Source organism: Comamonas humi (assembly GCF_054782535.1).
The window spans coordinates 289,397-308,861 of the sequence record NZ_BAAGSH010000019.1; the positions used below are offsets into that span (position 1 = coordinate 289,397).

Below are 19,465 nucleotides of genomic sequence, written 5' to 3' on the forward strand. Positions count from 1 at the left end.
GCCGCTGGCAAACTTCCGTCGGGGCCGCAGGTCATAATCTTTTTCTTTTCACGTTGTAGGCTCGAATCGACTGTGCATCCGCCCCGCCCGCTCAAGCTTTTGGCCTGGCTGATGCGCTGGACCATGCGCCTGCTGGCCGGTGTGGCCCTGGTGCTGGCGGCATTGGTGGCGGTGCTGCACTGGGGCATTGTGCCCCGTATCAATGACTTTCGCCCCGGTGTGGAATCTCGCCTGTCGCGGGTGCTGGAGGTGCCGGTACGCATAGGCCGGCTCGAGGCCGACAGCAGCAGCGGCCTGGTGCCGGCGCTGCGGGCGCACGACGTGCGCCTGCTGCAGCCCGACGACCCCGACGCAGCGCCCGGCCTGCAGCTCGACCAGGTGCAGGTCGCGCTGTCGCTGCGCTCGCTGCTGGCGCTGCGGGCCGAACAGATCGTGATTCGCTCGCCGCGGCTGCAGGTGCGGCGCGAGGCCGATGGCGGCATCCGCGTGGCCGGCATCCCGGTGCTGGCGGCGCCGGGCGAGGGCAGCAACACCGCGGCCGACTGGCTGTTCCGCCAGCGCGAGATCGTCATCGAGGGCGGGCAGGTCACCTGGACGGACGCGCAGCGCCAGCTGCCGTCGGTGGACTTCAGCCAGGTGCAGCTGCTGCTGCGCAATGCCGGCCTGCGCCACGAATGGCAGGTGTCGGTCACGCCGCCGTCCGCCTGGGGCGAGCAGCTTGTGCTGCGCGGGCGCTTCCGCCAGCCGCTGCTGGCGCTGCATGGCGGCGACATGCGGCGCTGGACGGGCCAGCTCTTCGCCGAGGCCACGCGGCTCGACGCCGCGGGCATGGCGCCCTACCTGTCCGAATGGGTGCCGCTCAAGCAGGGCCAGGGCTCGGCCCGCATCTGGCTGGACATTGCCGAGGCGCAGCTCAAGGACGGCACCGTGGACCTGGCGCTGCGCGACGTGCTGGCGCAGTGGCCCACGCAGCGGATTTTGAAGAAATCGTGCTCTAGCCCAACACCATCAAGCGCTAAAAGCTATAAAAACAATAGCGAACAAGACAGCTCCGCCGTCGATGCCTGCGTGGATGCCAAGTCGCAGGCGGCCTGGATGCCGCAGGAGCCGCTGGTGTTGCGCTCGGTGCAGGGGCGGCTGGGCGGTGCCACGACGGACCAGGGTTTCCGCTTCTTCACCGAGCAGCTGGCGGTCGAGATGGGCGACGGCCGCCGCTGGCCCGGCGGGCGGCTGCGGGTGGAGCATGCCTACCCCCAGGGCACCGAGCCGAGCGAGACCGACGTGGAGCTGCACAGCATCGACATTGCGGCGGTGAGCGCGCTGGCGCGCGGCCTGCCGCTGCCGGCCACGCTGCGGCGCTGGCTGGCGGACTACGCCCCGGCAGGCACCGTGCAGCAGGCGGCGGCGCACTGGCGCGGCGACATGGACGCGCCGCAGGACTGGCGCGCCACGCTCGACGTGGAGCAGCTGGCCATGGGCGTGTCGGGCACGAAGGATGCCAAGGCGCGGCCGGTGAGCGCCGCCGCGCAGTGGGGCCTGCAGGGGCTGAGCGCCACGCTCGAAGCCTCGGCCGGCGGCGGCAAGGCCCGCATCCGCATGGGCCAGGGCGGCCCCGGCGCGCTGTACCTGCCCACGGTGTTCGAGGAGGCGGTGCTGCCGTTCGACCAACTCGACGGCGAGGTGCGCTGGACGGTGGCGGGCGACGCCATCCGGGTCGAATCCGACAAGTTCACTTTTGCCAATGCCGATGCCGCGGGCCAGGCGCGTTTCGACTGGCGCACCGCGGACGAAAAACGCTCGTCCAGCGGCTCGCGCTTTCCGGGCGTGCTCGATCTGTCGGGCCAGCTCAGCCGCGCCAAGGGCAACCGGGTGCACCGCTACCTGCCGCTCGAGATTCCGGCCGATGCGCGCCACTACGTGCGCGACGCCGTGGTGGCCGGCGAGGCCGGCCCGGTGCAGTTCCAGGTCAAGGGCGATCTGCACGATGTGCCGTTCCGCAAGCCGGACTCGGGCGTGTTCCGCATCAGCGCGCAGGTGCGCGACGTGCACTACGCCTACGTGCCGGCGTCGCTGCAGGCCCCGGGCGAAAAGCCCTGGCCGGTGCTCTCCAGACTGTCGGGCGAGCTGCTGTTCGACCGCGCCTCGATGGAGGTGCGCAATGCCAAGGGCATCCTCGACGGCAACGACAAGATCCGCGTGGAGCAGGCCCAGGCGCGCATCGCCGACCTGGAGGACACGCGGGTGCTGGTCACGGCCCAGGCGCGCGGGCCGCTGCCCGACATGCTGGCCACCGTCAAGCGCTCGGAGATCGCGGCGCTGACCGAGGACGCCATGTCCAAGGCCGTCACTAGCGGCAACGCCCAGCTGCAGCTGCGCCTCGATCTGCCGGTGCACCGCATGCGCGATGCCAAGGTCGATGGCAACGTGCAGCTCGCGGGCAACGACATCCATTTCCACCCCGACGCGCCCGCGGTGGCGGCGGTGTCGGGCGCGGTGCATTTCTCGGAAAAAGGCTTTGCGCTGCAGAACCTGAAGGGGCAGGCGCTGGGCGGCGAGGTGCTGCTGAGCGGCGGCATGGATGCCACGAAACCCGCAGCCGACATGCTCGACGTGCGCGCCGAGGGCGTGGCCACCGCGCAGGGGCTGCGGCAGGCTTCGCTCACCCCGCTGACGCAGCTCGCGCAATGGGCCGACGGGCAGACGCGCTACGCGCTGAAGCTGGGCGCCGCGCACGGCCAGGCGCAGATCCTGGTGAGCAGCGACATGCAGGGCCTGGCCTGGCGCCTGCCCGCGCCATTGGCCAAGCCGGCGGCCGAGTCCTGGCCGCTGCGCTTCGTGCAGCGCTTCGAGGGCGATGCCGGCGAGCGCGAGCGCATCGAGGTGGACCTGGGCGCGCGTGGCGCGGTCAGCTTTGTGCGTTCGGCCGGCGCCGCACCGCGGGTGTTGCAAGGCGCGATCCGTGTCGGCGACGGCCCGGCGCTGCCGTTGCCGGCCCAGGGCGTGGCGGCGCGCGTGCGCCTGCCGCAGCTGCCGGTGGAAGACTGGCTGAAGGTGGCGGAGGCCCTGGCACCGTCTTCGCCGTCCTCGCCGTCCGCACCGGCGGCCCAGCCGTCCGCGGCTGCCGAGGCGCCGTGGATGGACTACCTGCCCAGCCGCTGGGACGTGGACCTGGGCCAGCTGCGCTACCAGACGCTGGAGGTCAACCAGTTGCAGCTGCGCGGCAGCCGCAGCGGCCGGCGCTGGACCAACCAGCTCAGCTCCAGCCTCGCGGACGGCACGCTGGAGTACCAGCAGGAAAGCGGCGGCCCGGGCAAGATCGTCGCACGGCTGGCGCAGCTGCGCGTGAAGGCCGACGAGCCCGACGTGGACGTGCGCGCGCCCCAGGTGCCGGGCAAGGAGCCGCAGCGGCTGCCGGCGCTCGACGTGGTGGTCGACGACCTGCAGTGGCACGGCCACGCGGCCGGCCGGCTGGCGCTGCAGGCCGTCAACCAGGGGCCCGCGGCGCGGCCCTGGTGGCACCTGACCAGCTTCAACATCCAGAACGACGACGCCAGCCTGCACGCCAGCGGCGACTGGGGCCGCCCGCAGGCCGCGGCCACCGGCCCGGTGCCGGGCGACGGCCCGCGCCGCACGCAGCTGGAGATGCGCCTGGAGCTGCGCGACACCGGCGCGCTGCTGGCGCGGCTGGGCATGCCGGGCGTGGTGCGCCAGGGCAAGGGCCAGCTCACTGGCACGCTGGGCTGGATGGGCAGCCCCTTCAACCCCGACTACCGCAGCATGGACGGCCACCTGAACATGGACGTGGGCCAGGGCCAGTTCCTCAAGGCCGACCCGGGCCTGGCCAAGCTGCTGGGCGTGCTCAGCCTGCAGTCGCTGCCGCGCCGGCTGACGCTGGACTTCAAGGACGTGTTCAGTTCGGGCTTCGCCTTCGACTTCGTGCGCGGCGACGTGAAGATCGCCGCCGGCGTGGCCTCCACCAACAACCTGCAGATGAAGGGCGTGAGCGCCGCCGTGCTGCTGGAGGGCAAGGCCTCGCTGCAGAACGAAACCCAACAGCTGCACGTGGTGGTGATCCCGGAGATCAACGCCATGACGGCCTCGCTGGTGGCCACCGCCATCAACCCGGTGATCGGCCTGGGCAGCTTCCTGGCGCAGGCCTTCCTGCGCGGGCCGCTGATGCAGGCGGCGACGCAGGAGTTCTCGGTCACCGGCTCCTGGAGCAACCCCGAGGTGGAGCGCGTGGCACGCGGCAGCCGCAAGGCCGGCGGCGCCGCGGCCGATAATCCGGCTGTCCAACCAGCCTCACCGGGAAGCACACCATGAAAGCAGCCGCCATCCAGATGGTCTCGGCCACGAGCTGGCCGCACAACCGCGACCAGGCCCTGGGCCTGCTGCAGGAGGCGGCCGATGCCGGTGCCGAGCTGGCGGTGCTGCCCGAGTACTTTTGCATGATGGGGCAGCGCGACACCGACAAGCTGGCGCTGGCCGAGCAGCCCGGCCGCGGGCCGGTGCAGGATTTCCTGGCCGGTGCCGCGCAGCGCCTGGGCCTGTGGATCGCCGGCGGCACCCTGCCCATGGCCGGGCCCGACGCGCAGCACGTCTACAACAGCCACTGCGTCTACGGACCCGATGGCCAATGCGTGGCGCGCTACGACAAGATCCACCTGTTCCGCTACGCGAACGAGCGCGAGTCCTATGACGAAAGCCGCGTGATCACCGCCGGGCGCGAGGCCGTGCAGTTCGAGCTGCCCAGCCGCGACGGCCAGCGCTGGACCGTGGGCCTGTCCGTATGCTACGACCTGCGCTTTCCCGAGCTGTACCGCCAGCACGCGGCGGCGGGCGCGCATCTGCTGCTGGTGCCCAGCGCGTTCACCCACACCACGGGCCAGGCGCACTGGGAGCTGCTGCTGCGCGCGCGCGCCGTCGAGAACCTGGCCTTCGTGCTGGCCGCGGCGCAGGGCGGCGTGCACGAGAACGGCCGCCACACCTGGGGCCACAGCATGCTGGTGCACCCCTGGGGCCAGGTGCTGGCGCAGCAGGAGCAGGGCCCCGGCGTGGTGCTGGCGGAGCTGGACTTCGCCGCGCTCACGCAGGCGCGCGCCCAGCTGCCGGCCCTGCAGCACCGCGTATGCTGAAGGCGCTGGAGGGGACGGCGGCCTGGGTGGCGCGCCACTGGCTCCAGGCCTGGCGCCGCTGGTCGCTGTGGCTGGCGCTGGTGCTGCTGGTGCTGGGTACCCTGGTCACGCAGGTCTGGCTCACGGGGCGCTACGAGGTCTCGCAGGTGCAGCAGCGGCTGGACCGCGACGTGGCCGATGCGGTGGCCGACGTGCGCGAAGCCTTTGCCCGCAATGCCATCCAGCTGCGTGCGCTGTACCGCGCCGACGGCGACATGATGGCCTGGGGCATCGATGCGGCCGACCTGCTGCGCAACCACCGCGAGCTGGCGCACGTCGAATGGCGCACGCCGCGCCAGCGCATCGTGGCCGTCGAGGAAACGCCGTACCTGAACCTGCAATGGCACACGGTGGACCGCACCGACGCGAACTCCGACAGCTACACCGCCTGCGTGCGCGCGCAGCGCTCGGGCGCGCCGTCATACTCGGGCAGCTACTTCCTCTCGCTGGGCAACGGTACCGGCGCGGAACTGGTGGAGCTGTGTGTGCCGGTGGCCACCGGCGGCCAGCTGCATGGCTTCGTCGTGGCCACCTACGTGCTGCAGAACGTGCTCACCGACCTGGTCAGCGACAAGCTGCGGCGCAACCACGAGATCTCGTTCACCGAGCCCGACGGCACGCGCCTGGCCAGCCTCAGCACCACGCGGCGCGGCACGCGGGTGTTCACCTCGCAGCAGCTGCTGGACCTGCCCGGCACCACGCTGGTGCTGCGCGTGGACAGCTGGCACGCGGCACCCAACCTGTTCCCCAACGTGCTCACCGCGCTGGTGGCGGTGATGTCGATCGCGCTGATCACCGTGCTGGTGGTGCTGGTGCGCGACAACCGCCGCCGCCTCAAGGCCGAGCGCGACCTGGGCGACGCGCTGGCCTTCCGCAAGGCCATGGAGGACTCGCTGGTCACCGGCCTGCGCGCGCGCGACCTGCGCGGCCACACCACCTACGTGAACCCGGCGTTCTGCGAGATGGTGGGCCTCACGGCCGAGGAGATCCTGGAGCAGCACATTCCCGCGCTCTACTGGCCGCCCGAGCGGGTGAACGAATACCTGCAGCGGCACCGCACGCGCTACACCGACATGGCGCCGCCGCGCGAGCGCTACGAGTCGGTGTTCATGCGCCGGGACGGCACGCGCTTTCCGGTGCTGGTCTTCGAGGCGCCGCTGATCACCGCCACCGGCCAGCACACGGGCTGGATGAGCGCGGTGGTGGACATCAGCGAGCAGCGCCGTGTCGAGGAGCTGTCGCGCGCCCAGCAAGAGCGGCTGCAGGCCTCGGCGCGCCTGGCCATGGTCGGCGAGATGGCCTCGCTGCTCAGCCACGAGCTGAACCAGCCGCTGGCCGTGATCTCCAGCTACGCCACGGGCACGCTCAACCTGCTGCCGCCTGATGCCGACGAGGCCACGCTGCGCCACGACCTGCCCGACGTGCGCATGGCCGTCGAGCGCATCGCCCAGCAGGCCGAGCGCGCGGGCAAGGTCATCAAGAGCGTGCACGACTTCGTGCGCCGCCGCGACCAGTCGCGCGAATCGGTGCCCCCGCAGGAGCTGATCGACGCCATCCTGCCGCTGGTGCGCCTGCAGGCCCACAAGCTGCGCGTCGACGTGGCCCTGGACGTGGCCTTGGACGTGCCGCCGGTGTACTGCGACCGCACCATGGTCGAGCAGGTGCTGCTCAATCTCAGCCGCAACGGCATGCAGGCCATGGACGTGCCCGGCTGCATCGAGCGCCGCCTGCAGATCGCGGTGCGCCGCGCCTCCAGCACGGCGGGCCGGGCCTGGGTGGAGTTCGTCGTGGCCGACAGCGGCGAGGGCATTCCCGCCGATGTGGAAAAGCGCTTGTTCACGCCCTTCTTCACCACCAAGGAAGAGGGCATGGGCCTGGGCCTGAGCCTGTGCCGCACCGTGGTGGAGCAGCATGGCGGTTTCCTCAGTTACCGCGCCAACGAGCCGCGCGGCACCGTGTTCAGCTTTACCATGCCCGCTTGGCGCAACGATCCTGGAGAGTGATGCCCCTTCTGAATGCAACCGTATACATCGTGGATGACGACGCCGGCGTGCGCGAGGCGCTGGCCTGGCTGCTGCGCTCGCGCCGCCTGGTGAGCGAAGGCTTCGACTCGGCCGAGGCCTTCGATGCCATGCTCGCGGCGCGCAGCTGCCCGCAGCGCGACCCGGCCTGCGTGCTGCTCGACGTGCGCATGACCGGCATGAGCGGCCTGGCGCTGTTCGAGCGCATGGTCGAGCGCGGCGACATCGCTGGCCTGCCGGTGATCTTCCTGACCGGCCATGCCGACGTGCCCACCGCGGTGGCCACCGTCAAGCGCGGCGCCTTCGACTTCTGCGAGAAGCCGTTTTCCGACAACGCGCTGGTCGATCGCGTGGAGCAGGCGCTGGAGGCATCGGCCGCCTTCCTCGACGGCATGCGCGAGCACGAGCAGGTGCGCGCCCGCGTCGACGAGCTGACCGACCGCGAGCAGGCCGTGATGCGCCTGGTGATCGACGGCCTGCCCAACAAGCTCATCGCCGACCAGCTCGCGATCAGCGTGCGCACGGTCGAGGTGCACCGCGCGCGCGTGTTCGACAAGATGCAGGTCAAGTCCGCGGTGGAGCTGGCCAACCTGCTGCGCGACAGCCAGTGGGTGGGTCTGGGTGCGCAGTCGGATTCTCAAAAAAGATAGCTGATGGCGCTTGCTGGACAAGCGCTGGAGCCATATTTGATCAAAAAAACGGGCCTCGCGGCCCGTTGTCTTGTGTAGCGCTGCGGCGCGGATCAGGAGGGCTTGACTTCGCCCACGAAGATCTCCACGCGGCGGTTGCGCGCGCGGCCCTCGGAGCTGTCGTTCGTGGCCACCGGCTGGCGCGAGCCCATGCCCTCGACCTGCACGCGCGCGCCGTTCACGCCGCGGGCCGTCAGGTAGTTGCGCGTGCTCTCGGCGCGCTGCAGCGACAGCGGGTTGTTGATGGCATCGGTGCCGGTGCTGTCGGTGTGGCCGATGATGCGCACCTGGGCGTTCGGGTTGTTGCGCAGGCCTTCGGCGAAGCGCTCCAGGATGGGCGCGAAATTGCTCTGGATGTCGGCGCGGTTGGTCTGGAACGAGATGTCGCTCGGGATGTCGAGCTTGAGCTGGTTGTCCTGCGTCTGCGTCACCACCACGCCGGTGCCGGCCGTGGCCTGCTGCATCTCCTGCTTCTGCTTTTCCATGTGCTGCGACCAGATGTAGCTGCCCAGGGCACCCACGCCGGCGCCGATCACGGCGCCCGTGCCGGCATGGCCGCCGGCGATGGCGCCCACGGCCGCGCCGCCCAGCGCGCCCACGCCCGCGCCGGTGGCGGTGCGGCGCTGGGTGTCGGACATGTTGGCGCAGCCGCTCAGGACGGCGATGCTGGCCACGGTGCAGATCAGGATTTTCTTGCTCATGACTCACTCCTCAAAAAAAGCAAAACGGAAAGGATCCGTGTGGCTTTTGATTGTGAACAGCGCGCGTGGCGAATGCCAGCACCAATGCTTAATAATGGTAAAAAATCACCGAACAAGCGGCCCAGTCCTACGTGGTGGATGCCCTATTCGCGCGGCGGTTGATCTTCTTTGCGTACGATTTCACCTTTTTTCCGACCGGCAAACATGGTCCACCAGACGATCGCCACGAGTATGACCAAGGCCAGCAGCGCTTCCAACAGAATCAATAGCATCGTTTCTCTACGCAATGTGGGGGTGGCGCTGATTGTAGGCATCCTCTCGGCCTGCTCGAGCACACATGTGCCGCTGGAGCCATCGACCACCACGCCCATGCCGCCGGTCTCGGGCAGCATCGAGGTCGTGCCGCCCGATGCGAACGAGCCGCTGCCGCCGCCGATCCAGCAGCTCAAGAGCCGCTGGGTGCCGGTGCACTGGTCGTCGGTGCCGGGCGTGGAGAGCGATGCGCTGCACGAGGCCTGGAACGCCTGGATCAAGAGCTGCGGCCGCCCGGCCGCGCCGTTCGCCGCGCTGTGCTCCGAGGTGCGGCGCATGAGCCTGGCCACCGGCGACGAGCAGCGGGCCTGGATGAAGGCGCGCTTCCAGCCCTACCGCATTGAGTCGCTCGACGGCAACCCCGACGGCATGCTGACCAGCTACTTCGAGCCCATGCTCGACGGCAGCCGCCTGCCGGGCAACGGCTTCTCGATCCCGATCTACCGCGCGCCGGCGAGCCTGGGCAGCAAAAAGCCCTGGTTCACGCGCCAGCAGATCGAGACCTTGCCGCAGGTGCAGGCCGAGCTGCAGGACAAGGTGATCGCCTGGGTCAACGACCCGGTGGACGCGATGGTGCTGCACATCCAGGGCTCGGGCCGCGTGCGCATCACCGAGCCCGACGGCTCGCAGCGCATGATCCGCGTGGCCTATGCGGCCACCAACGACCAGCCCTACCGCAGCATCGGCAAGTGGCTGCTCGACCAGGGCCTGATCCGCGACGCGACCTGGCCCGGCATCAAGGCCTGGATCGCGCAGAACCCGGCGCGCATCAACGAGCTGATGTGGAGCAACCCGCGCTACGTGTTCTTCCGCGAGGAGCCACTGTCGGGCCTGGACGCCGAGTTCGGCCCCAACGGCGCGCAGGGCGTGCCGCTCACGCCGGGCCGCTCCATCGCGGTGGACCGCCAGAGCATTCCCTACGGCACGCCGGTGTGGCTGGCATCGCCCGGCCCCACGGCGCAGCTCAGCCGCCTGGTGCTGGCGCAGGACACGGGCAGCGCCATCGTCGGCGCCGTGCGCGCCGACTACTTTGCCGGCTGGGGCCACGAGGCGGGCGACTTCGCCGGCCGCGTGAAGCAGCCGCTGCGCCTGTGGGCGCTGTGGCCGCGCAAGACGGCCGTGCGCTGATCCACCAGGCGCGGTTAGGCCCGTTTGGCCTGCGGCGGGCAGGGCGCGGGCGGCGCGTCCTCGTGCAGGTGCTCCTGGGTGTAGGCCGTGCCCCAGTCGCGCATGGCGACCAGCACCGGCTCCAGCGAGCGGCCCAGAGCGGTCAGCGCGTAGTCCACGCGCGGCGGCACCTCGGCATGCACGGTGCGCTCGACGATGCCGGCTTCTTCGAGCTCGCGCAGCTGCAGCGTGAGCATGCGCTGGGTGATGGCGCCTATGGTGCGGCCCAGCTCGCTGAAGCGCTTCTTGCCGTGCAGCAGGTGGAACAGGATGATGGGCTTCCAGGTGCCGCCCATCACCGACAGCGTGACTTCGACGGCGCAGCCGCTCTTGCCGTTCAGACGTTTCATGGGGCTGGTTCTCCTGCCGGAAGTCTAGGGACGATCCTTGTGCGGGTGCAATACTTACATTTTTAATACTACCCCACAAATATGTTGGTTCTGGCGCGCTTCGCCCTTTGCCTGCACCATGCATGGCATCGATTGACCTGAAGGAAAGCAACGCCATGAAAGCCATCCAACTGCAGCAACCCGGTGGGCTGGACCACCTGCGCCTCGTCGACCTGCCGGCGCCCGGCGCGCCCGGCGCCGGCGAGATCCAGGTGCGCATCCATGCCAGCTCGCTCAACTACCACGACCTGGGCGTGGTGCTGGGCCGTGCCGGCGCGGCCGACGGCCGCATCCCCATGGCCGATGGCGCCGGCGTGGTCACCGCGGTGGGCGCGGGCGTGGCGGAGTTCGCCGTGGGCGACGCCGTGGTGTCCTGCTTCTTCCCGCAGTGGCAGGCCGGCGACCAGGTGCCCTTCACCTTCGCCACCGTGCCCGGCGACGGCGTGGACGGCTTTGCGCGCGAGCTGGTCAACCTGCCGGCCACGGCCTTCACCCACGCCCCCAAGGGCTACACGCACGACGAGGCCGCGACGCTGACCACCGCCGGCCTCACGGCCTGGCGCGCGCTGGTGGTGGATGCCGGCATCCAGGCGGGCGACACGGTGCTGGTGCTGGGCACGGGCGGTGTCTCGATCTTTGCGCTGCAGATGGCGCGGAGCATGGGCGCGCGCGTCATCGCCACCACATCCAGCAATGCCAAGGCCGAGCAGCTGAAGGCGCTGGGCGCCGAGGTGGTCATCAACTACCAGGAAACACCGCAGTGGGGCGAGGCCGTGCTGGCCGCCACGGGCGGGCGCGGCGCCGACATCGTGGTCGAGGTTGGCGGTCCGGGCACGCTGCCGCAGTCCATCCGCGCCTGCCGGCCGGGCGGCCACATCGCGCTGATCGGCGTGCTCACCGGCTTTGGCGGCGAGGTGCCGACGGTGGAGCTGATGCGCAAGCAGCAGACGCTCAAGGGCCTGATCGTCGGCCACCGCGAGCAGCAGCAGGACATGGTGCGCGCGCTGGAGCAGTTCGCCTGGCGCCCGGTGATCGACAGCCGCTACCCGCTGGAGCAGATCGCCGAGGCCTTCGCGCACCAGAAGGCGGCGCGGCACTTCGGCAAGATCTGCCTGAGCTACTAAAAAAAAGAGAGCTGCTGGCGCTTGTTGTTATTGGGTTTTCAATGATTTTGTATTTGAAATCCAATGATGATGAGCGCTAGCAGCTATTGTTTTTGACTACTGCAGGTGCTTGAGCGGCAGCGCGCTGCTGGCCTTGACCTCGCCCAGCGAGAAGCTGGTGTGCACGTCCTTCACGTTCGGCAGGTGCAGCAGCACGTTGCGCACGAACAGCGAGAAACTGTCCAGGTCGGGCGCCACGACCTGCAGCTCGAAGGTGCCCGCGCCGCTGATGTAGTGGCAGGACGTGACCTCGGGCAGCTGGCGGATCGCGTCCTCCATCTTCTGCGTGATGCCGGCCGTGTTCTGCGCCGCATCCAGCCGCACGAAGGCCAGCACGCCCAGGCCGATCTTGTGGCGGTCGATCTCGGCGTGGTAGCCCTTGATGAAGCCCGACTGCTCCAGCGCCCGCACGCGCCGCCAGCACGGCGCGGCCGACAGGCCCACGCGCTGGGCCAGCTCGGCGTTGGTCAGGCGCGCGTCCTGCTGCAAGGCTTCGAGGATGGCGAGGTCGTATTTGTCAAGGTTGTTCATATTTTGGCTTGATGGAGCAAGATTCTTTCAAATACTAGCGGAAACACGGCAATAAAAAGAATACTTTATTCCATCGCGCCGGCATACACTGCAAAATCGAACCAGGGTGCCTGGGCGACGGGGTGGAACATGCCCCGCGCCGGGGCATCCAAGCCATAAGAACTGCTTCCTGTCGCGGTGCCCGGCGATCCCGGCGCTGCGCCACTCCCCACGATGGAGACCGCACGATGAATGCCCAACTGCCCGAACATATCCGCAAGGCGCTGGAGACGGTGTCGCTGGACGACAAATACTCGCTAGACCATGGGCGAGCCTTCATGAGCGGCGTGCAGGCCCTGGTGCGCCTGCCCATGCTGCAGCGCCAGCGCGATGCGCTGCAGGGCCTGAACACCGCGGGCTTCATCAGCGGCTACCGCGGCTCGCCGCTGGGCGGCTACGACCAGGCGCTGTGGGCGGCCAAGAAGTACCTGAAAGAGAACCACATCGAGTTCCAGCCCGGCGTCAACGAGGAGCTGGGCGCGACGGCCGTGTGGGGCTCGCAGCAGCTCGACCTGTATCCCGAGCGCAAGAAGTTCGACGGCGTGTTCGGCATCTGGTACGGCAAGGGCCCGGGCGTGGACCGCAGCGTGGACGTGTTCAAGCACGCCAACATGGCGGGCACGGCCAGGCACGGCGGCGTGATCGCGATCGCGGCCGACGACCACATCAGCAAGTCCTCCACCGCCGCGCACCAGAGCGACCACATCTTCAAGGCCGTGGGCTCGCCGGTGTTCTTCCCGTCCAGCGTGCAGGACATCCTGGACATGGGCCTGCACGCCTTCGCGATGAGCCGTTTCGCCGGCGTCTGGTCGGGCATGAAGACCATCCAGGAGATCGTCGAGTCCTCGTCCAGCATCTCGGTCGACCCCGACCGCGTGAACATCGTCATCCCCGAGGACTTCGAGATGCCGCCCGGCGGCCTGCACATCCGCTGGCCCGATCCGCCGCTGGAGCAGGAAGCGCGGCTGATGGACTACAAGTGGTACGCCGCGCTGGCCTATGTGCGCGCCAACAAGCTCAACCACAACGTGCTCGCCACGCCGAATGACCGCTTCGGCATCATCGCCAGCGGCAAGGCCTTCAACGACACGCGCCAGGCGCTGGCCGACCTGGGCCTGCACGACGACGTCTGCCGCCAGCTCGGCATCCGCCTGCACAAGGTCAACGTGGTGTGGCCGCTCGAAGCCTCGATCACCCGCGACTTCGCGATGGGCCTGCAGGAGATCCTGGTCGTCGAGGAAAAGCGCCAGGTCATCGAATACCAGCTCAAGGAAGAGCTGTACAACTGGCGCTCCGACGTGCGCCCCAACGTGCTGGGCAAGTTCGACGAGCAGGAGGGCGACAACTCCGGCGGCGAATGGTCCATGCCCAACCCGAGCAAGAACTGGCTGCTGCGCCCCAAGGCCGACCTGACGCCGGCCATCATCGCCCGCGCCATCGCCAAGCGGCTGAAGAAGCTGGGCGTGCCCAGCGACATCGTGGCGCGCATGGACGAGCGCCTGGCTGTGCTCGATGCGCGCGACCGCGGCATCGCCGAGCTCAAGACCGAGTCCGGCGACCGCGTGCCATGGTTCTGCAGCGGCTGTCCGCACAACACCAGCACCCGCGTGCCCGAGGGCAGCCGCGCAGTGGCTGGCATCGGCTGCCACTACATGGTGAGCTGGATGCCCGAGCGCAAGACCAGCACCTTCACGCAGATGGGCGGCGAGGGCGTGACCTGGGTGGGCCAGGCACCGTTCACCAAGGACGAGCACATCTTCGCCAACCTGGGCGACGGCACCTACTTCCACAGCGGCCTGCTGGCCATCCGCCAGAGCATCGCGGCCGGCGTGAACATCACCTACAAGGTGCTGTACAACGACGCCGTGGCCATGACCGGCGGCCAGCGCGTGGGCGAGCGCCCCGAGGGCCACTCGGTGCTGCAGATCATGAACAGCCTCAAGTCCGAAGGCGTCGCCAAGCTGGTGATCGTGACCGACGAGCCGCAGAAGTACGACGGCGTGAAGCTGGCCGACGGCGTGACCGTGCACCACCGCGAGGAGCTGGACCGCATCCAGCGCGAGTTCCGCGAGATCAAGGGCACGACGGCCATCATCTACGACCAGACCTGCGCCACCGAGAAGCGCCGCCGCCGCAAGCGCGGCACCCTGGCCACGCCAGACAAGACGGTGCTCATCAACGAGGCCGTGTGCGAGGGCTGCGGCGACTGCTCCAGCAAGTCCAACTGCCTGTCGGTGGAGCCGCTGGAGACCGAATTCGGCCGCAAGCGCCGCATCAACCAGAGCTCCTGCAACAAGGACTACTCCTGCGTCGACGGCTTCTGCCCCAGCTTCGTCACCATCGAGGGCGGCAAGCTGAAGAAGGCCAAGAAGGAACAGAAGGGCGACCTCGCCAGCATGCCCGCACTGCCCGATCCGGCGCTGCCCGTGGCCACCCAGGCCTGGGGCATCGTCGTGGCCGGCGTGGGCGGCACCGGTGTCATTACCATCGGCTCGCTGCTGGGCATGGCCGCGCACCTCGAAGGCAAGGGCGTGATCACGCAGGACGCGGCCGGCCTGGCGCAGAAGGGCGGCTCGACCTGGAGCCACGTGCAGATCGCCAACACCCCCGAGGCCATCTACACCACCAAGGTCGACACCGCCAAGGCCGACCTCATCATCGGCTGCGACCCCATCGTGGCCGCCACCAAGACCACGCTGGCCGCGATGCAGCAGGGCCGCACCTTCGTGGCGCTGAACACGCACAACACGCCGACGGCCGCGTTCGTGACCAACCCGAACTGGCAGTTCCCCGAAGCCAGCTGCGAGGCCGCCATCCTCGCCGCCGTGGGCCGCGACAGCGTGGGCATGTTCGATGCCGAGCAAGTGGCCACGCAGGCGCTGGGCGACAGCATCTACACCAACCCGCTGATCCTGGGTTACGCCTGGCAGAAGGGCATGATCCCGGTGAGCCACGCCGCGCTGATGCGCGCGATGGAGCTCAACGGCGTGCAGGTGGACAACAACAAGGCCGCATTCGAATGGGGCCGCCACTGCGCGCACGACCTGGCCCATGTGCAGTCGCTGTTCCAGGCCGCGCAGGTGATCCAGCTGGTCAAGAAGCCCTCGCTGCCCGAGCTGGTGGACAAGCGCGTCGCCTTCCTGACCGACTACCAGGACGCCGCCTACGCCGCCGAGTACAAGGCCTTCGTCGACCAGGTGCAGGCGGCCGAGGCCAAGCTGGGCAGCGGCACCCGCCTGGCGCAGGCGGTGGCGCGCTACCTGTTCAAGCTCATGGCCTACAAGGACGAGTACGAGGTGGCCCGGCTGCACACGCAAAAGGAATTCACCGACAAGATCGCGTCCATGTTCGAGGGCGACTACCGCATCGTCCACCACCTGGCGCCGCCGCTGACGGCGAAGAAGAACGACAAGGGCGAGCTCGTCAAGAAGGCCTACGGCCCGTGGATGCGCAAGGCCTTCGGCTTCATGGCCGGCCTCAAGGGGCTGCGCGGCGGCGCGCTCGACCTCTTCGGCCGCACCGACGAGCGCAAGATGGAGCGCGCGCTGATCGCCGAATACCGCCGCTGCATCGAAGAGCTGCTGACCCGGCTGGACGCTGGCAACCTGGCGCTGGCGGTGGAGATCGCCTCCATCCCCGAGGACATCCGCGGCTTCGGCCATGTGAAGGAGCGCCACCTGCACGCCGCCCGCGCCAAGTGGGACCGGCTGATGGCGCAGTGGCGCGAGGGCGCCGCCGCCCAGCCGGCGGCGAGCCAGCCGGCCGCCACGGTCTGAACTCCAAGGCCTGGCGGACTCCGTGGGCCCCTTTCCCAGCCGCCGGCCTGTGCCGGCGGCTTTTTTCATGGGAAGTGGACAGTTAATGCCTTGAAAACAGGGCAAAAACCGGCGTCCGCATGGGTTTTGCCCCGCGCCGGTCCGCATGGCAGGCCATACAATGCATTCCTTTGGCGTCCCGGTGCCGGTTCCGGCGCGGGCGCCTGTACATCCCCCATCATCGGAGTCTCTCTTGTTCATTTCCTCTGCATTCGCACAGACCGCCCCTGCCGCCGCTGCCAATGGCGGGATGATGTCCTCGCTCACCAGCATGCTGCCGCTGGTGCTGATGTTCGTGGTGCTGTACTTCCTGATGATCCGCCCCCAGATGAAGCGCCAGAAGGAACACCGCGCGATGATCGACGCGCTGGCCAAGGGCGACGAAGTGGCGACCTCCGGTGGCCTGATCGGCCGCGTGACCGGCATGGCCGAGCAGTTCCTGCAGGTGGAAGTGGCCTCCGGCGTGGTGGTGCAGGTGCAGCGCAGCGCCGTGACGCAGGTGCTGCCCAAGGGCACGATGAAGTAACCCTGGCAGGACCGACGAGGCGCGGCCCTGGGCGCGCCTTTTGTTTTGCCCCCAATGCGTAAGGCTACAGCGCGATCATGAACCGTTATCCGGTCTGGAAGTACGCGATCATCGTGATCGCGCTTCTGGTGGGGATCATCTATACCCTGCCGAATTTTTATGGAGAGGCGCCTGCAGTCCAGGTCGCCTCGGTCAAGGCCACGGTCGTGGTGGACCCGGCGCTCGAAAAGCGCGTGGAGGGCCTGCTGAAGGACGCCGGCGTGCAGCCGACGGCCCTCGCGCTCGAGGGTGGCTCGATCCGCGTGCGCTTTGACAAGGAAGACGAACAGCTCAAGGCCAAGGGCGTGCTGGAGCGCGCGCTGATCCCCGATACCGCCGATCCTTCGTACATCGTGGCGCTGAACCTGATCTCGCGCTCGCCCGCATGGCTGACGGCGCTGCATGCCAAGCCCATGTACCTGGGCCTCGATCTGCGCGGCGGCGTGCACTTCACCATGCAGGTGGACATGCAGGCGGCCATCACCAAGCGCATCGACACGCTGGTCAGCGATGTGCGCCTGGCCTTGCGCGACAAAAAGATCCGCCATGGCGGCGTGAACCGCGAGGGCCAGTCGCTCGAGGTGCGCCTGCAGGACGAGGCCACGGCCACCACGGTGCGCAACCTGATCGCGGACACCATGCCCGACCTGCAGGCCAGCGTGGTGAGCAGCGGCGCGACCTACACCGTGCGCGCCGCCATCAAGCCCGAGTCGCTGCGCAGCGTGCAGGAGCAGGCGCTCAAGCAGAACATCACCACGCTGCACAACCGTATCAACGAACTCGGCGTGGCCGAGCCGGTGATCCAGCAGCAGGGCCTGGACCGCATCGTCGTGCAGCTGCCCGGCGTGCAGGACCCGGCGCAGGCCAAGGACATCCTGGGCCGTACCGCGACGCTGGAAGTGCGCATGGTCGACGAAAGCTCCGAGGCGCGCTCCGCCGAGCTGGGCTCGGGCCCGGTGCCTTTCGGCTCCGAGAAATACAGCGATGCCAACGGCCAGACCATCATCGTCAAGAAGCAGGTCGTGCTGACCGGCGAGAACCTGAATGATGCCCAGCCCGGCTTCGACAGCCAGACCCAGGAGCCGACGGTGAACCTGTCGCTGGACGGCAAGGGCTCGCTGATCTTCAAGGACGTGACCCGCGAGAACATCGGCAAGCGCATGGCCATCCTGCTGTTCGAGAAGGGCAAGGGCCAGGTCGTGACGGCGCCGGTGATCCGCTCCGAGATCGGCGGCGGCCGCGTGCAGATCTCCGGCCGCATGACGACCAAGGAAGCCAACGACACCTCGCTGCTGCTGCGCGCCGGTTCGCTGGCCGCGCCGATGGAGATCATCGAGGAATACACCATCGGCCCCAGCATGGGCAAGGAAAACGTCGAGGCCGGCATCCACAGCGTGGTCGGCGGCTTCATCGCGGTGGCGGTCTTCATGTGTATCTACTACATGATCTTCGGCGTGATCTCGTCGATCGCGCTGATCGTGAACCTGCTGCTGCTGCTGGCCATCCTGTCGATGCTGCAGGCCACGCTGACGCTGCCGGGCATTGCGGCCATGGCGCTGGCGTTGGGTGTGGCGATCGACTCGAACGTGCTGATCAACGAACGCGTGCGCGAGGAGCTGCGCGCGGGCGCTTCGCCGCAGGCCGCCATCCATGCGGGCTACGAGCACGCCTGGCACACCATCCTCGACTCGAACGTGACCACGCTGATCGTCGGCCTGGCGCTGCTGGCCTTCGGCTCCGGCCCGGTGCGCGGCTTTGCCGTGGTGCACTGCATCGGCATCCTGACCAGCATGTTCTCGGCCGTGTTCTTCTCGCGCGGCCTGGTCAACCTGTGGTACGGCCGTCGCAAGAAGCTCAAGAGCGTGTCCATCGGCCAGGTCTGGAAGCCCCAGGGCGACGAGCACCGCTCGGTGGCCTCGGTCAAGAAATAAAGAGGGAGTCGGAACATGGAATTTTTCCGAATCAAGCGGGACATCCCGTTCATGAAGCACGCGTTGATCTTCAACGCGATCTCCTTCATCACCTTCGCGCTGGCCGTGTTCTTCCTGGTCACGCGCGGCCTGCACCTGTCGGTGGAGTTCACCGGCGGCACCGTGATGCAGGTGGCCTACCAGCAGCCGGCCGACGTGGGCAAGATCCGCGAGCAGATGTCCGGCCTGGGCTACCAGGACGTACTGGTGCAGAACGTGGGCAGCGCCGACCGGGTGATGATCCGCCTGCCGTCCGAAAAGGGCGTGACCTCGTCGCAGCAGAGTGAGAAGGTGATGGGCGTGCTGAAGGCCGCGAGCCCCGACGTCACGCTGCAGCGCAGCGAATTCGTCGGCCCCTCGGTGGGCGACGAACTGGTGCACGGCGGCCTGATGGCGCTGGGCATGGTGGTGCTGGGCATTGCGGTCTACCTGGCCATCCGCTTCGAATGGAAGTTCGGCGTCGCGGCCATCATCGCCAACCTGCACGACGTGGTCATCATCCTGGGCTTCTTCGCCTTCTTCCAGTGGGAGTTCTCGCTGGCGGTGCTGGCGGCCATCCTGGCGGTGCTGGGCTACTCGGTGAACGAGTCGGTGGTGATCTTCGACCGGATCCGCGAGGCTTTCCGCAAGTTCCGCAAGCTCTCGACGGCCGAGGTGATCGACCACGCCATCACCTCGACCATGAGCCGCACCATCATCACCCATGCCTCGACCGAGGCCACGGTGCTGTCGATGTTCTTCTTTGGCGGCCCCAGCCTGCACTACTTTGCGCTGGCGCTGACCATCGGCATCCTGTTCGGCATCTACTCGTCGGTGTTCGTGGCGGCCGCCATTGCGATGTGGCTGGGCGTCAAGCGCGAGGACCTGGTCAAGACCACCAAGAAGGACCTGGACCCGAACGATCCCAACGCGGGGGCGACGGTATAAGG

Annotated in this window: 14 protein-coding genes; 10 read left to right on the forward strand and 4 right to left on the reverse strand. The window is 68.5% G+C overall.

Annotated elements, in window-relative coordinates; all coding sequences use genetic code 11:
• The first annotated feature begins 72 nt into the window (after window positions 1-72).
• Genes ACYVKR_RS21495 through ACYVKR_RS21510 form a run of 4 tightly spaced genes read left to right on the forward strand, consistent with a single transcriptional unit; the run spans window position 73 to window position 7,845 of the window.
• Window positions 73-4,323 carry a YhdP family phospholipid transporter gene (locus tag ACYVKR_RS21495; protein WP_460483014.1) on the forward strand — a complete coding sequence of 1,417 codons (4,251 nt, stop codon included), beginning with the start codon at window positions 73-75 and terminating at the stop codon, window positions 4,321-4,323.
• A complete protein-coding gene (locus ACYVKR_RS21500; RefSeq protein WP_460483015.1) occupies window positions 4,320-5,135 on the forward strand; it encodes a carbon-nitrogen hydrolase family protein in 816 nt (271 codons plus the stop codon). The genes ACYVKR_RS21495 and ACYVKR_RS21500 overlap by 4 nt, the downstream gene beginning before the upstream one ends.
• The gene (locus ACYVKR_RS21505) at window positions 5,129-7,177 is read left to right on the forward strand and encodes a sensor histidine kinase (RefSeq protein ID WP_460483016.1); all 2,049 of its coding nucleotides are present in this window, start codon (window positions 5,129-5,131) and stop codon (window positions 7,175-7,177) included. Before ACYVKR_RS21500 ends, ACYVKR_RS21505 begins: the two co-directional genes overlap by 7 nt.
• Window positions 7,174-7,845 carry a response regulator transcription factor gene (locus tag ACYVKR_RS21510; protein WP_460483017.1) on the forward strand — a complete coding sequence of 224 codons (672 nt, stop codon included), beginning with the start codon at window positions 7,174-7,176 and terminating at the stop codon, window positions 7,843-7,845. Before ACYVKR_RS21505 ends, ACYVKR_RS21510 begins: the two co-directional genes overlap by 4 nt.
• A 92-nt stretch (window positions 7,846-7,937) precedes the next feature.
• On the opposite strand, the gene ACYVKR_RS21515 is transcribed toward ACYVKR_RS21510, so the two are convergent.
• A complete protein-coding gene (locus tag ACYVKR_RS21515; RefSeq protein ID WP_460483018.1) occupies window positions 7,938-8,585 on the reverse strand; it encodes an OmpA family protein in 648 nt (215 codons plus the stop codon).
• Window positions 8,586-8,728: 143 nt separating this feature from the next.
• Window positions 8,729-8,857, reverse strand: a complete 129-nt coding sequence (locus ACYVKR_RS21520; protein ID WP_460483019.1) for a hypothetical protein — start codon at window positions 8,855-8,857, stop codon at window positions 8,729-8,731.
• Here ACYVKR_RS21520 and mltA point away from each other — a divergent pair.
• A complete protein-coding gene (mltA, locus tag ACYVKR_RS21525; RefSeq protein ID WP_460483020.1) occupies window positions 8,817-10,025 on the forward strand; it encodes a murein transglycosylase A in 1,209 nt (402 codons plus the stop codon). The genes ACYVKR_RS21520 and mltA overlap by 41 nt on opposite strands.
• A gap of 14 nt (window positions 10,026-10,039) precedes the next feature.
• On the opposite strand, the gene ACYVKR_RS21530 is transcribed toward mltA, so the two are convergent.
• Entirely contained in the window at window positions 10,040-10,414 is a 375-nt protein-coding gene (locus ACYVKR_RS21530) for a winged helix-turn-helix transcriptional regulator (protein WP_460483021.1), read from the reverse strand.
• Window positions 10,415-10,569: 155 nt separating this feature from the next.
• Between ACYVKR_RS21530 and ACYVKR_RS21535 the strand changes: the two genes are divergently transcribed.
• The gene (locus ACYVKR_RS21535) at window positions 10,570-11,577 is read left to right on the forward strand and encodes a zinc-dependent alcohol dehydrogenase family protein (RefSeq protein ID WP_460483022.1); all 1,008 of its coding nucleotides are present in this window, start codon (window positions 10,570-10,572) and stop codon (window positions 11,575-11,577) included.
• Between the two features lie 96 nt (window positions 11,578-11,673).
• On the opposite strand, the gene ACYVKR_RS21540 is transcribed toward ACYVKR_RS21535, so the two are convergent.
• Window positions 11,674-12,147, reverse strand: a complete 474-nt coding sequence (locus tag ACYVKR_RS21540; RefSeq protein WP_460483023.1) for an Lrp/AsnC family transcriptional regulator — start codon at window positions 12,145-12,147, stop codon at window positions 11,674-11,676.
• A gap of 227 nt (window positions 12,148-12,374) precedes the next feature.
• Between ACYVKR_RS21540 and ACYVKR_RS21545 the strand changes: the two genes are divergently transcribed.
• The 4 genes from ACYVKR_RS21545 (at window position 12,375) to secF (ending at window position 19,463) form a co-directional block, all read left to right on the forward strand.
• Window positions 12,375-15,962 carry an indolepyruvate ferredoxin oxidoreductase family protein gene (locus ACYVKR_RS21545; protein WP_460483024.1) on the forward strand — a complete coding sequence of 1,196 codons (3,588 nt, stop codon included), beginning with the start codon at window positions 12,375-12,377 and terminating at the stop codon, window positions 15,960-15,962.
• 232 nt (window positions 15,963-16,194) lie between these two features.
• Window positions 16,195-16,527: a preprotein translocase subunit YajC gene (yajC, locus tag ACYVKR_RS21550; RefSeq protein ID WP_460483025.1), complete on the forward strand. Its 333-nt coding sequence runs from the start codon at window positions 16,195-16,197 to the stop codon at window positions 16,525-16,527.
• Between the two features lie 77 nt (window positions 16,528-16,604).
• Window positions 16,605-18,497 (forward strand): preprotein translocase subunit SecD, encoded by a 1,893-nt coding sequence (gene secD / locus ACYVKR_RS21555; protein ID WP_460483026.1) that lies wholly within the window; start codon window positions 16,605-16,607, stop codon window positions 18,495-18,497.
• Between the two features lie 15 nt (window positions 18,498-18,512).
• On the forward strand, window positions 18,513-19,463 hold the full coding sequence (secF, locus tag ACYVKR_RS21560) for a protein translocase subunit SecF (protein ID WP_460483027.1): 951 nt from the start codon (window positions 18,513-18,515) through the stop codon (window positions 19,461-19,463).
• Window positions 19,464-19,465: the final 2 nt, after the last annotated feature.